This window comes from Spirosoma luteum DSM 19990 (genome assembly GCF_000374065.1).
In the GTDB taxonomy this organism is placed as follows: Bacteria; Bacteroidota; Bacteroidia; order Cytophagales; family Spirosomataceae; genus Spirosoma; species Spirosoma luteum.
Map to the genome: position 1 here is coordinate 34,397 of NZ_KB893259.1, position 13,603 is coordinate 47,999.

General features: G+C 51.7%; 12 protein-coding genes. 5 read left to right on the plus strand and 7 right to left on the minus strand.

Annotation, left to right across the window (positions count from 1 at the left end; genetic code table 11):
• Positions 1-101: 101 nt before the first annotated feature.
• The 4 genes from B156_RS0114820 to B156_RS0114835 all read left to right on the plus strand — a co-directional run bounded on the left by B156_RS0114820 (position 102) and on the right by B156_RS0114835 (position 3,222).
• The gene (locus B156_RS0114820) at positions 102-479 is read left to right on the plus strand and encodes a MerR family transcriptional regulator (RefSeq protein ID WP_018620528.1); all 378 of its coding nucleotides are present in this window, start codon (positions 102-104) and stop codon (positions 477-479) included.
• A 100-nt stretch (positions 480-579) separates the two neighbouring features.
• Complete coding sequence (locus B156_RS0114825) at positions 580-1,047, plus strand: FKBP-type peptidyl-prolyl cis-trans isomerase (RefSeq protein ID WP_018620529.1); 468 nt, start codon at positions 580-582, stop codon at positions 1,045-1,047.
• Positions 1,048-1,162: 115 nt separating this feature from the next.
• On the plus strand, positions 1,163-2,116 hold the full coding sequence (locus B156_RS0114830; RefSeq protein WP_018620530.1) for an L-threonylcarbamoyladenylate synthase: 954 nt from the start codon (positions 1,163-1,165) through the stop codon (positions 2,114-2,116).
• A gap of 200 nt (positions 2,117-2,316) precedes the next feature.
• Complete coding sequence (locus tag B156_RS0114835) at positions 2,317-3,222, plus strand: NAD-dependent epimerase/dehydratase family protein (protein WP_018620531.1); 906 nt, start codon at positions 2,317-2,319, stop codon at positions 3,220-3,222.
• A 99-nt stretch (positions 3,223-3,321) separates the two neighbouring features.
• On the opposite strand, the gene B156_RS0114840 is transcribed toward B156_RS0114835, so the two are convergent.
• Together B156_RS0114840 and B156_RS0114845 are read right to left on the minus strand one after the other, a co-directional pair.
• Positions 3,322-5,088, minus strand: a complete 1,767-nt coding sequence (locus tag B156_RS0114840; RefSeq protein ID WP_018620532.1) for a glycosyltransferase family 39 protein — start codon at positions 5,086-5,088, stop codon at positions 3,322-3,324.
• Between the two features lie 39 nt (positions 5,089-5,127).
• The gene (locus B156_RS0114845; RefSeq protein ID WP_157627050.1) at positions 5,128-5,853 is read right to left on the minus strand and encodes a class I SAM-dependent methyltransferase; all 726 of its coding nucleotides are present in this window, start codon (positions 5,851-5,853) and stop codon (positions 5,128-5,130) included.
• Between the two features lie 569 nt (positions 5,854-6,422).
• Here B156_RS0114845 and B156_RS0114850 point away from each other — a divergent pair.
• Positions 6,423-7,304, plus strand: coding sequence for a sugar phosphate isomerase/epimerase family protein (locus B156_RS0114850; RefSeq protein ID WP_018620534.1), 882 nt, complete (start codon positions 6,423-6,425; stop codon positions 7,302-7,304).
• A gap of 174 nt (positions 7,305-7,478) precedes the next feature.
• Here B156_RS0114850 and B156_RS0114855 read toward each other — a convergent pair whose 3' ends face one another.
• The 5 genes from B156_RS0114855 to B156_RS0114875 all read right to left on the minus strand — a co-directional run bounded on the left by B156_RS0114855 (position 7,479) and on the right by B156_RS0114875 (position 13,569).
• Positions 7,479-7,673, minus strand: a complete 195-nt coding sequence (locus B156_RS0114855; protein ID WP_018620535.1) for a MerR family transcriptional regulator — start codon at positions 7,671-7,673, stop codon at positions 7,479-7,481.
• Between the two features lie 136 nt (positions 7,674-7,809).
• Positions 7,810-9,381: a M81 family metallopeptidase gene (locus B156_RS0114860; protein WP_026260842.1), complete on the minus strand. Its 1,572-nt coding sequence runs from the start codon at positions 9,379-9,381 to the stop codon at positions 7,810-7,812.
• A gap of 48 nt (positions 9,382-9,429) precedes the next feature.
• Positions 9,430-11,052: an amidase gene (locus B156_RS0114865; protein WP_018620537.1), complete on the minus strand. Its 1,623-nt coding sequence runs from the start codon at positions 11,050-11,052 to the stop codon at positions 9,430-9,432.
• Between the two features lie 62 nt (positions 11,053-11,114).
• Complete coding sequence (locus tag B156_RS0114870) at positions 11,115-12,203, minus strand: phosphotransferase family protein (protein WP_018620538.1); 1,089 nt, start codon at positions 12,201-12,203, stop codon at positions 11,115-11,117.
• Positions 12,204-12,300: 97 nt separating this feature from the next.
• Entirely contained in the window at positions 12,301-13,569 is a 1,269-nt protein-coding gene (locus tag B156_RS0114875) for an acyl-CoA dehydrogenase family protein (RefSeq protein ID WP_018620539.1), read from the minus strand.
• Positions 13,570-13,603 lie beyond the last annotated feature (34 nt).

Below are 13,603 nucleotides of genomic sequence, written 5' to 3' on the forward strand. Positions count from 1 at the left end.
ATGCGTACAATGGCAGAATTTATCCCTTCATAACGTGCAACCAAACGACAAATTTACGCCAAAAACTTGCAGGTTTACCCGAAGGTCAGCAAGTTTGTAGGATGGAAGGCAGCGGCAAATTGTATTACAGCATCACAGAAGTAGCCGAGCGATTCGGCATCAATGCCTCCAAGCTTCGTTACTACGAAAAGGAGTTCAAAACACTCCAGCCAAAGAAAAATCGCTCCGGCGACCGTATTTACGCGCAGGCCGATATCGACCACCTCACGGAGATTCTGGACCTGATTGACCGGCAGAAATTCACGCTCCCCGGTGCCCGCGAATACCTGAAACAACGCGACGAACGGAAACGGGAGAACGCCCGCTACATCGGGAAGCTGCAAAAAATAAAGTCGTTTCTGGAAAAAGTCCGCGCTACGCTCGACGACGAACCGGACGAATTCGACGACAAACCAGCCAACCAGTCGATGACCGGATAATTGCCGGAATAAATCTATTTTTCACAAATTATGCCCCGATCAAAAGTAACTTTGCCTGTTCTGTTGTTGTAATAAGAAAGAAAATGCAACAGAAAATCCCATGATTATAGCAAAAGACAAAGTAGCGGGCATACATTATACGCTACGTGATAGCAAAGGCAATGTGCTGGACACCAGTGAGGGTAGCGATCCGCTCTACTACCTGCATGGTGCTAACAACCTGATTCCGGGCATGGAAGAAGGGCTGGAAGGACACTGTACAGGTGAGCATTTCCAGATTGACGTTTCACCCGAAAAAGGCTACGGAGTGAGCGATCCCGCTCTGCTGGAAGAAGTCCCCCGCAAAGCGTTTGGCGGACAGGAAATTGAAGTAGGCATGCAGTTTGAAACCAACGAAGGGCAGGTTATTACCGTCACGAAAGTGGACCCTGACTTCGTAACGGTCGACGCCAACCATCCGCTGGCTGACCAGAACCTATTTTTCGACGTTGAAATTATGGAGGTTCGGGAAGCTACGGAAGATGAGCTGGCACACGGACACGTTCACGGACACGGCGGAGACCACTAACCTGGTTTATGATTTACGGTTTGTAGTTTACAGTTGCGGTTCCCCGCCGGGACTGACGCATCAACAACTCTCGCGTCAGCCGACCGTAAACTACAAACCGTAAACCCACAACTGAATGGCACAGATTGGTACGGATATAACAGCGGCAAAAGCATTTCTGGAAGCAGGCAACGTGGTGGGTATTCCCACCGAAACCGTTTACGGCCTGGCGGGCAACGCGCTTGACCCGGATGCCGTTCTGACAATTTTCCGGGTTAAGAACCGCCCCTCCTTCGATCCACTCATTGTCCACACAGACTCCCTCAGCAAACTCGACCGCTTAGTTACCCACATTCCCGAACCAGCCCGGCGGCTGGCCGAAACGTTCTGGCCCGGCCCCCTCACACTGCTCCTGCCACGGCGCGACCTGATCCCGGACCTCGTTACGGCGGGCCTGCCAACTGTAGCGATTCGCATTCCAAGGCATCCGCTGACGCTTGCCCTGCTGCGGTCACTCGATTTCCCACTGGCCGCGCCAAGTGCCAACCCGTTCGGCTATATCAGCCCCACGAGTGCCCAACACGTAGCCGATCAGTTAGGCAATCAGATACCGTATATTCTGGATGGTGGTTCGGCCGACATTGGCCTCGAATCTACTATTGTGGGGTTTGAAAACGACCAGCCTACGGTGTTTCGCCTGGGCGGTATGGGCCTGGAAAAGATTGAAGCGGTGGTTGGCCCCGTTTCGGTACGGACGCACTCTACCTCCAACCCAGCCGCGCCGGGGATGCTCAGCAGCCATTACGCTCCCCGTAAACCACTGATACTCCTGGCACCGGGCGAGAGTCCAAAACCAGCCGAACGCGTCGGGGCGCTGGCCTTCCGCGAACCGTTCGGCGGACTGGCACCTGATCATCAACGAGTCCTCTCCCCTACCGGCGATTTGAATGAGGCCGCCAAAAATCTCTTTGCCCACCTGCGGGTGCTGGATTCTTTACCCATCGATACCATCTACGCCGAACAGGTACCTAACCGGGGCTTGGGTGGAGCCATCAATGACCGCCTGCGCCGGGCCAGCGTACCGGTTTAAGGTAGTTTAGTATTTCAATGCCCGGCGACAAACCCAGGCTACATAGCAGCAATCGGCGTTGCCCTTTTGGGTGACGTTCAACTATCTTTACAGCCTGCAACAGTGCCAGAAAGAGGACTAATTTCAACATTGACCAGGTGTATGTAACGCAGCCAGCATTGGTCAGGAACAGGTAAAATCAGTATTAACCAGGAGAATACATGACTAAAAAGCGGATATTTTTTACCGGGGGATCGGGAAAAGCGGGAAAACACGTGATTCCCTACCTGCTCAACCAGGGTTACAAAGTGATGAATGTAGACTTGACGCCTTTGGATCACCCGGGGGTAGATAATCTGGTCGCTGATATTACGGATTCCGGGCAAATTTTCAATGCCATGACTTCCTATGCCGGCCTGGATGAACTGGAGCCCGGCAATGGTGTACCAAAATTTGATGCGGTAGTCCATTTTGCGGCTGTGCCCAGGATCTTGCTCAAACCCGATAATGAAACGTTTCGGGTCAACACCATGGGTACGTACAATGTAATTGAAGCAGCTGTTAAGCTAGGCATCAAAAAGATTATCATTGCTTCCTCCGAAACCACCTATGGCATCTGTTTTTCGGATGGCAAAACCGACCCTCACGAGTTGCCGCTGGAAGAGGATTATGACGTTGATCCGATGGATAGCTACGGATTGTCGAAGGTTGTCAATGAAAAAACGGCCCGCAGCTTCCAGCGACGCTCAGGCTTCGATATTTATGCCCTTCGTATTGGTAATGTGATTGAACCGCACGAATACGCGGAACTGTTTCCCCATTATTTTAAGCACCCTGAAGTGCGACGCAGAAATGCCTTCTGTTACATCGATGCGCGTGACCTGGGGCAGATTGTGGATTTATGTTTGCAGAAGGATAACCTCGGTTATCAGATTTTCAATGCGGGTAACGATCACAACGGGGCTGTTCTCACCAGTCAGGAGTTGGCTGAAAAATTCTTTCCTGGTGTGCCAATCAGTCGCGAACTGGGGGAGTATGAGGCCTTATTTTCAAACCGTAAAATCCGGGAAGTTCTGGGATTTACCGAACAGCATAACTGGCAGAAATACGTGAAATGGGAGTCTTGAGGTGCCACGAACTTTCCGGCTATCGTGGCAACCAGGATACGGTTCGAAAGAACTAATTTACCTGTGTGAAAAGTAGCTCATTTATTCCCTTTACACAGCTCAATAGCGATGAGTCTGCCCTTTCAAATCGAACAACACCGTCCGTTGTCCGGATTGTTTCAGCAAGATAATTTTGTCTACTTCGGTGGTATCCATCCGCTGCACGTAATCGGCATCTCTGGGTAAATACATGTTGGTCAACTGGGCATCCTGGATCGAATAAGGCCAGTATGTCTTCTCAATCTCGTCGTGCGGGTGGAGTCGGATGGACGGATAAAGTACCGTGTCACCCGGCGCGTATGCCTGCCTGATTTTCTGGGCGACCCGGTAGTAGGGATTAGGTTCACGAGTGCTGGCGAAATAGGTGTATTTAGGCGCTTTGTCCTGATAAATGTGGTGTAGTAACCGGGCGATAAAATAGCTTTGGATTACCAAAACCACCAGTAGGATTTCCCGAAATTCGGTTGCTGTACGTACAAGCTGTTGCAACAGCATGGCGACCAGAATAACCGAAAACGGAAATGAGAAGCCCGAATAGCGTTGGGTAATGCCATAGGTGTGCCCGTTTCGAAACGACATAACGATCAGAAACAGGGTAGGAACAAGGGCCAGCATGAACATAAAGACCAGGAGAGGTAACTTTCCGGCCTCTGCCTGCCTGCGAATTGCCAGCAGGAGAAAAAAGGCAAGTGAAGGAAGTGCGGCAACCACCACAAATTGAAAATTCACAACCGTCACCAGGAGCAAAGGGGCGCTTAACAATGCCAGGTAGAGTAGAATTATCAACAACGGCAGCGGAGTCGTCCTATGGTAACGATACAGAAGCCCGGCTGCGATTAACCCCAAAAACAGGGATATAGCAATATTTCGAATACCCAGTACGTCGATTTGCCCGAGTCCGTTCGACACAATAAACAGATCGGCCCAGATTGGAAGGGAACGCTTGGCAACATTTAACAAGGTTGCCGGCAAGACGGTCCCAAACCCACTATTATACGGATCGGTAAGGGCAATGTTGCGGTAGAAATCCGCCTGATAGGCCAGCGTTTTGAACGTGTAGGTGCCCCCCCCGAATATAAACCACAACGATACCAGGCCCACACCAACCAGACCCGTAATCAGAAAGGGGAGCCAGCGACGCACCGGACGGACATAAAACAGGGCGTAGAGGCCGTGGCATAAGAAAACCACAACCGTCAGATAATGCGAAAGCAAAGCCAATACAAAGATCAGTCCGTAAGCCAGTAACAGTTTCCCGCCGGGCCTGCCTTCCTGTTTACGATCCAGGATTAATAGAAACAGATGCGTAGCCAATAAGGTGAGAAAAAAGCTCATCGAATAGTTACGGGCCATGTGGCTGTAGGCAATAAAAAACGGCTCGATGGCCGTCAGGAAAGCACTTAGCAAAGCAAGCCGTTCCGACCCAAAGTGACGACGCACAAACAGGAATACCAGAACAACCAGCAGCGTACTGAATAGTACGGATGGAAACCGAATCGAAAAATCACTTAAGCCGAAAATTTTCGTCCAGGTCCAAAGGACAGCGTAATAGCTGGGACTGTTGCCAATGTCGCCCTGAATATTAGCTATAATAAAATCGTTGATTGATTTTTCCTTCCAGAATTCGCGGGGAGTAAAATAGGTTTTCCCCGGTGTAAAAAACACATCATGCTGATTGGAACCCTCCATAGCTACGCCCTGGGAGATGACTAAGGTGTATTTTTCATCAAGAAAAATCCCATAGGCACCCGATTGATAAACCCGCAGGATGAAAGCGAAGACTACTATCGCCATCATGACCCAGGTTACCGGCTTAACTGATTTCATAAATGAATGATGGAAAGGGGCGATGGATTCCCCTCGAACTTACTTATTTTTAGAGCAGCCGATAATGAACTGCGCGGAAAAAACGTGTTTCAACAGGGGTATTTTTTCCAGAAATGGCTGCAGGGAATAAATTATCTTCGCTGGTCCGGTAGGAAAGAAAAACGGCACATAACCCACATATTCCCAGGAGCTAATTTCGCCCCCGGCATTGCGAATCCACCGTTTCAACTCCCACTGATAGAAGGATTGTTCCTCGTGTTCGATATGGTAAGCGGACGTTCGCTCGATGACTTTCAGGATGGGGTTGTTGCCATTAGGCTCCATAATAATTAGATTATCCGACAGCTTGAACGCATTGGTAATGGCTTTTTGCTGATCGGATAAATGGTGAAGGACCCCCCGGATCACCGCCACATCGTATTTCTGGGCTGGAATGGGTAAATCATCGTCCAGTAAATTGATGGTTTTGAATTGAACGGAAGGATAGTTGCGTTCAGCCATGCGAATCGCGGATTCGGCAGGATCGAATCCGTGTACTTCTAGCTGAGGAAAGTTTTCTTTGATGTTGTTCGTGTAAAGACCGTCTCCACAGCCAATATCAACCAGTGTTTTATAGGTTGGCTTAATTAGCTTGAAGATTTCATCGGAAATGCGCTTATTAGCGACGTGTGATGAAAATTGGGCATTGGTGGTATATAGAAATCCACCATTCTCGTGCACGTTCTGGTTGAACGCCTGCACATTTTTTTTTAGCGTAGTACTCACGAAAGTAAAAAGAAGAGACATTCCATACCGAACTATTCGAGATGGATAAAACAAATCAAGCTACTGATTATAAGTAGACATTATGGGCAACTAAAAGCGTATAATAATCTCCCTGATCTCGAAAAGAAACCGTTCAATGAATTGACCCGGAGAAGGTTAGCACGGTGTCTTCAGGGGGGAGTAAACAGCAACATAATGATTTAATTAACGGCCAAAATTAAACAAAGGTTAGAGAAATCTACTCTTCAGAGTAGAAAAAAACAATTTCTATATCAAATCACAAACTAATTAAATTGTTTGGTGAGTTGATTTTTCTAGTCAGCGATAAGAGAGCGAATTTTCGTGAGAAGCCTACAGCCCTCCGTATTTTACCCCAACGCTGATCATTCGGCCAGGTTTTGCCAGACTACCCGTCAACGCCCAACGGTATTTTCCTCGCTTTTCATTAAATGCGTTAAGTCTTCTTGTAAGGGGTAGCGGGATGTGGCCAAACGTACCAGGTTTCCCTTTGGGGATAGGCTGACAAAGAACTAACTTCGAGACACTTTACTTACTAATCCCTACCCTTTATGGCCACTATCGATAGAAAAACATTCCTGAAAGACGTTTCCCTGCTGGCGGGGGCTTCTCTGCTGGCAGGCCCCGCTTTTGCGGCCGACATAACACAAATGAAACCAGCGGTTAAACTTGGATTCGTAACCTATTTGTGGGGCAAAGACTGGGATTTGCCAACCGTCATTAAGAACTGTGCGGATACCAATATTCACGGGGTAGAGTTGCGGGTGGAGCACGCGCATAACGTGATGCCTAACCTGAATGCAGCCCAGCGACTGGAAGTTAAGAAGCGGTTTGCCGACAGCCCGGTGCAGCTCATTGGCCTGGGAACGAACCAGCAGTTCGATTATGTGGACCAGGGCAAGTTGAAGGCGTCGATTGAACAGGCTAAGGAGTTTATCCGGCTGAGTGCCGATGTGGGTGGGTCGGGGGTTAAAGTGAAACCCAACGCCCTGCATAAAGAAGTACCCGTTGAGAAAACGATTGCTCAGATTGGGGAATCCCTCAACGAACTCGCCCGGTATGGTGCGGAGCTGGGGCAGCAGATCAGGCTGGAGGTACACGGGGAAGAAACGCAGGAGTTACCCATGACAAAGCGGATTATGGATGTAGCCAATCACCCTAACGCCAAAATATGCTGGAACTGCAACCCGCAGGATTTGAACGGGAATGGATTCCAGTACAATTTCGACCTGGTCAAAGATCGTTTTGGCGCTACCTGCCACGTCCGCGAACTGGACCGCACCGACTACCCGTATCAGCAATTGCTGAACAATCTGGTCAAAATGAACTACAACGGCTGGGTACTCCTCGAATGCCATACTAACCCCGCCGACAAGGTTGCGTCCATGAAAGAACAACGCGCCGTTTTCGACCGGATGATTGCCAGGGCCTGATCGCTGACCACAGCGGTTTGGCAATTACCCTTTCTGTTAGTGGCTACTACATCAAAAAGCGAATAATCCGATGAAAAACTCTGGTTCACCAACTATTCGCTTTCTGTCTTCTCGCACGATTTATTCGCTATATGTGTGAGGAAAATGTAACGGCATCAGAGTACTCATCCCCCGTCATTCGAGTGTCAGACCACGTTTGGCCATATAAGCCCGCAAAATCTGTTCTCTGATAAACTCCGTCCGGCCAATACGTTCGCTGGATAACCGATTTTGATCCAGATAACCTTTCAACCGGCCAATCGTAATGTGCAATTCCTGAGCTGCTTCCGGAAGGGTGTAAAACACTGTTCCTTTAATGGCTTTAGGCATGACTCAACTGGTTTAACTAGTACCTCCTGTCAATGTAGGCAGGTACTTATATTAATAACTTGTCTAGTCACTTTGTTCCATTTAGCTCGTGTATAAATCACAGAATGATCATAAAAGAATATGGAGTCAATGCCTGTTACTTCGACTCGCCTGAACGGGGTACAAACTGGACCGACAGATTCGGGTCAGGCATGTTTTTGTCGAGCGGGAACATGGGGCGTTTGATGCGTTTGTAGGGTAAACGGGCCAGATCCTGATTGACACCGCCGGGCGTTAAGGCCATTATCCAGCCGGCCTGCATGGCGTACAGTTCCGGCTCCAGATAACCAATTTTCACGACCACAATGTCGGCGGTTCGGGGGTTCAGACCCAGGCGGGTGAAATCAGCTTCCTTGTGGTAGGGCTTACGCTTCTGCGTCACGATAACGTGGATACTGCCCACCTTCACCACCACCTCGACTTCCGCATTTATATCGCCTTCGACAATTGACTCGACGGCTCCTTTTATGGGAACGGGCGGGGCAAACCGGGCATCGACCCGTGCACCAGCCACCCCATCGACCTGCCCGCCCACGCCAGCCGCCATAGCTTTTTTAACCAGTTCAGGATCGGGAATCGACGCATAAATCAGCGAGGGGCCATCGGCCTGCTTAAACTCAGGCCGGGCGAGCAACTGCGTGAGTGTCCAAGTCACGTCGCCCGCGCCACCGGCCGTTGGGTTGTCGCCGGTGTCGCTGATAAAAAAGGGGTGTTTTTTGCTGGCCAGCGCATCGGCAAGAGATTTTTCCAGCGTCCCCACCGGTGCCACAAAGTCGAACTGATTCCTGACATTCCAGAAAGACCGGGCCAGTTGCTCAGCCGCCTTTGTCACCCTGGTCTTATCGTCGCCAGTGACCATCACCACGGCATGATTGCGGGGTTCATCGGCCCAGGCGTAGCCAATCCAGATGGCCGCATCTACAATGCCCGCTTGATTATCGGCCAGGGGAGCTACCTGCTGGTAAAGACTTTTTCCCGGCTCGATGCGGGTGCTGGTCTGTTCGCCCGGTAGCAGAATGGGGATAGGAATCCAGGCTTTGTAGGCGGGTTTTCCTTTGCCACTTTTCAGACGTTCCAGCAGATTGGTTACGGCCCGTTCTTTGGTTTGCATGGCATCCTCGTGCGGGGCCATGCGGTAGCAGGTAATCAAATCGGAGTTTTTCGCCAGCCGCCACGACACGTTACCATGCAAATCCATGGATGTGGAAATAAGCGCCTTATAACCAACCACCTTCCGAATGCGGGTAATGAAATCGCCCTCCGGGTCGTCCAGACCCACCACGCTCATGGCGCCGTGAATATCAAAATACAGGCCATCGTACGGACCGTTTTTCTTAAGCGAATCCAGCACTTTCCCCACCAGCGACTCATAGGCTTCCCGCGTTACGGCCCCACCGGGCAGCGATTTACCAACCAAAGCTGGCAGCCACGTAGCCTGTTGCCGCAAGGGAGAGCCGGCGCTCAGAAACGGATAGGATGTAAACACCTCCGGGCCGTATTTGGCGTGAAAGGCTTCTTCGTGCGTAATCGCTGGCGAAAAGGTGCTGGATTCGATACCCAGCCCCGCAATACCGATGCGTGGCAACGACTTTCCACTAGTTAACGATTGGGAAGAGCCCGAACTAACAGTAAATAAGCAGACAATAAGACCTAAAATAATTGATTTCATGCGTTCAATTTACGGGATTGTTGGTAACAGCATAGCCTTTCGGCCAAATCAAGCGGGAATCAGAGAGGAAATGAACGTCGGTTTGGTTCGTTTTTTCGACGCCTGTTCGTAGTCGTAGGCCATTGACAGAAGCGGCCCTTCCTGCCAGGCACCGGCAATAAACGAAAAACCAACCGGCAGGCCATGCACAGTCCCCATGGGTACGGTGATGTGTGGATACCCCGCCATAGCCGCCGGTGGGCAGAAGTAGAACCCCGTGTCATAGTCACCGTTGATTAGGTCGATGCAACCCGCAAAGCCGATACTGGTTCCACAGATAGCGTCCAGTTTATTGTCGGCCATCAGCTTGTCAATGATCTGGCGCGAACCCCGCGTTTTAGCGAGCGCATCGGTATATTCTTTGCTGGTCAAATCGCCTTTAGCCTCACTACTTTCGAGGGTTTCCTGTTTGAAGAAGGGCATCGCTTTAGCTTCGTTTTTCTTGTTAAAAGCAATTACATCTGCCAGCGTTTTTACCCCCGCGTTGGCGGTTGAGAGGTAGTTGTTTACCCCGTCTTTAAATTCGTACTGCAACACGGTGAATTCCGCCCCGCCAACCGGTCGGATGCTTTTGAGCAAGTCTACCTCCACGACGGCAGCACCCTGTTTCTTCAGTACGTCGATAGCCTGTTTGTACAACCCCACTACGCCCTCCTGCCCATCCATAAACGACTTTTCGACCCCAATGCGCTTGCCCGCTAACCCACCGGTTTTCAGAAATGGTGTATAGTCAGTGGCGGCATTTCCGGCGCTTTCTGTCGTAACCGCATCGGTCGGGTCGATGCCCGTCATAGCACCCAGTAAAATAGCCGCATCGGTTACGGTTCGGGCCATTGGTCCGGCGGTATCCTGCGTTTTGGATATGGGAATAATGCCACTGCGACTCACCAGACCCACCGTGGGCTTGATACCCACCAGTCCGCAAAACGACGAAGGTGCAATGACCGACCCATCCGTTTCGGTACCCACGGCCACGGCGCACAGGTTGGCCGCGGCAGCCGCCCCGGACCCCGAACTGGACCCGCAGGGGCTACGGTCCAGCACGTAGGGATTGCGCGTTTGCCCACCCCGGCTGCTCCAGCCGCTACTCGACCGGGTAGAGCGAAAGTTGGCCCACTCGCTGAGGTTCGTTTTCCCCAGTATCACCGCCCCGGCTTCCCGTAGTTTTTTGACGACAAAGGCATCGTTCGCGGCTCTGTGGCCTTCCAGGGCCAGCGCTCCGGCAGTGGTCATCATCTGGTCGTGGGTATCGATATTGTCTTTGATGAGGATGGGGATACCGTGCATCGGTCCCCGCACGTTGCCCGCTTTACGCTCCTCATCCATCGCTTTGGCCATAGTCAGCGCATCGGGGTTAATTTCAATTACGGCGTTCAGGCCGGGGCCTTTTTTATCAACGGCGTCTATCCGGTCCAGATACTGTTGGGTGAGGGACGCAGCCGTAGCCGCCCCCGACTGCATTTTTTTCTGTAAATCGCCGATGGTTGTTTCGTTCAGGTCAAAGTCGTCGGTAAAAACGTTGGAGTCCGTTGATGAATCGGCCTTTTTGGGTGAAGCACAGGCTGCGGCCGTAAGCGAAGCCGCTGAAACGCTCGCTACGGAGCTGCTTTTGATAAAATTCCGTCTGTTCATGAAGTAATTTTTATTGGCATTTTATAAAAGGTGGTCGGATTAATCGCTCTTTTGGAAATCGGTTAATGGCGTATAAATAAGTCATTCCCCTGCCCAATGGAGTCGGCCGCTTTCTGGGCGAGTTCTACAATCATTGGCAGCATGTTCCCGAAGCGGGCATCCTGACTGTGACCCTGTTTCCAGCGGGCGTAAATCTGCTGGGCAATCACAGCATTTTTATACAACCCGAATACGTAGTAGAACAGGATACCGCTCAAGTCACGGCCACTGCGTTCGGCGTAGCGGTCCACCACTTCCTGCCGGGTCAAGTTGCCGGGTAACCACGTCAGGTTGAAGTTCCGGTAGGCGGGGCTATCCGTTGCTTCCGACCAGTAGGCCAGGGTAGCCCCTAAGTCCATAAGCGGGTCGCCCACGGTAGCCATCTCCCAGTCCAGCACGCCGGTTATTTCGCATGTCGGTTCGCCCGTTTCTGGGTCGGAGGCCAGCAGGACGTTATCATATTTGTAATCGTTGTGCAAAAAACCCGGTGCCTGTTCGGCGGGGTAATTCTGGTGCAGCCACTCCCCCACCCGATTCATGGCCGGAATGTCGTCTGTTTCGGCATCACGGTAGCGCTTGCTCCACCCCTCTACCTGCCGCTGTACGTAGCCACCGGGTTTGCCCAGCTGAACCAATCCGGTCGACTCAATATCAAGCGCGTGAATTGCGACCAGGTTATCGACCAGGGCTTCGGACAACTGACGCATCCGCTCCGGGGCAATGTTCAGGGCTGATGCCATCGAAGCCCGAAGAATAATGCCGTTCACCCGACTCATGATGTAGAAAGGCGCACCCAGCACGTCGGGCGCTCCGCAGTAGATAACCAGCTCCGGAATTTTGTTGTAGTGGCCTTTTAGTAGCGACAGCACCCGAAATTCCCGGCCCATGTCGTGCCCGCCTTTGATGTTGGCCCCTGCCGGTGGACGGCGGAGAACGTACTCCCGATTGGCCGTTTTGAGCCAGTACGTCAGGTTGGAGAAGCCACCCGGAAACTGCCGAACCTCCAGTATATTGCCTATATCGGGCGCGTTTTGTTCCAGGTATTTATTCAGGGTAGCCAGGTCAAGTTCTTCACCGGTACGGACAGAACGGGGGGAATCGGAGGTGGTCATCAAAAAACTGATTGTATTTAGTTTAAAAAGGAAAACCTGATTGGTTGAGGGCGATTTAAATCGACCGAAACGTATACATCTGGCCATCTACCCTTTATTAGCCGTTTCCCAACTCCCCGGCCATCATCTGCCGGAATTGCCGTATTTCTTTAGCTTTCTGCTTGATATCCAGACCATATTTTTTGAGGATACTGGCCGCCAGATTCTGTTTATGTACTTCATCGGCCCCGTCCCAGATGCGGGCACCCCGCTCGTGACGATACATGGCCGACAGCACCACATCGTCCGTTACGCCGAGGGCACCGTGTACCTGAATGGCTCGGTCGAGAATCCGCAGAAAAGCGTTCGCTACGTAGAATTTGATGCCCGACACAGCATCACGCACGTTGCTCACCCCCACCGTATCTATCATGTGCGCCGTGTTGAGTACATACAGCCGACAGGCGTCGATTTCGGCCCGGCTCTCGGCGATAAAATCCTGGATAAACTGCTTTTCGCCCAGCATCACCCCGTCTTCAATTTCGCGGGATGCCGCTCGTTGGCACAGCAGGTCGAGAGCTTTTTCGGCATTACCAATCCAGCGCATGCAGTGATGCACCCGCCCCGGCCCCAGCCGTTCCTGCGCCAGTTTGAAGCCCATGCCTTCGCCCACGATAATGTTCGACACCGGCACCCGGCAATCGGTGTACGTCACTTCGGAATGACTGAACCAGCCTTCGCCCGCTTCGCCAAACACAGGAATGTTACGTTCTATTTTGAAGCCTGGTGTGTCCGTCGGCACGATAATCATGCTGGCCCGCTGATGCGGGGCCGCATCGGGATTGGTGACGGCCATCACTACTGCAAAAGCCGCCCCGTCCGCCGACGAGGTGAACCACTTCCGGCCATTAATGACGTATTCGTCGCCCTCGCGCACGGCGGTGGTGGCCATCCGCGTTGGGTTCGACCCGGCAAATTCGGGTTCGGTCATGGAAAAACAGGAACGGATTTCGCCTGCCATGAGGGGTTTCAGGTAGCGTTCCTTCAGTTCCGGCGACGCGAATTTATGGAGTAGCTCGGTGTTGCCAATGTCGGGTGCCTGACAGCCAAACACGTAATGCCCGAAAAACGGCGCGTGGGCCAGAGCTTCACTTATCTGCCCGAATTCGCAGAGGGTCAGGCCATGCCCCCCGTCGGATTTGGAGAGAGCGAGTCCCCACAGTCCGGCGGCTTTTACTGCTTCCCGCTTCTGGTCAAGAACGGGAATTATCTTACCGAGGTTTTGATGCGAAAAGTCCGCTTCCAGCGGAATAAGTTCGGTTTCAACAAAGTCCCGAACCCGCGCCAACAGCGGCCTGACGCGCTCGGTCGTAAAAATCGTATCCATGAAAGCAAGGTAAGGAATTATTGGAAGATAGCAG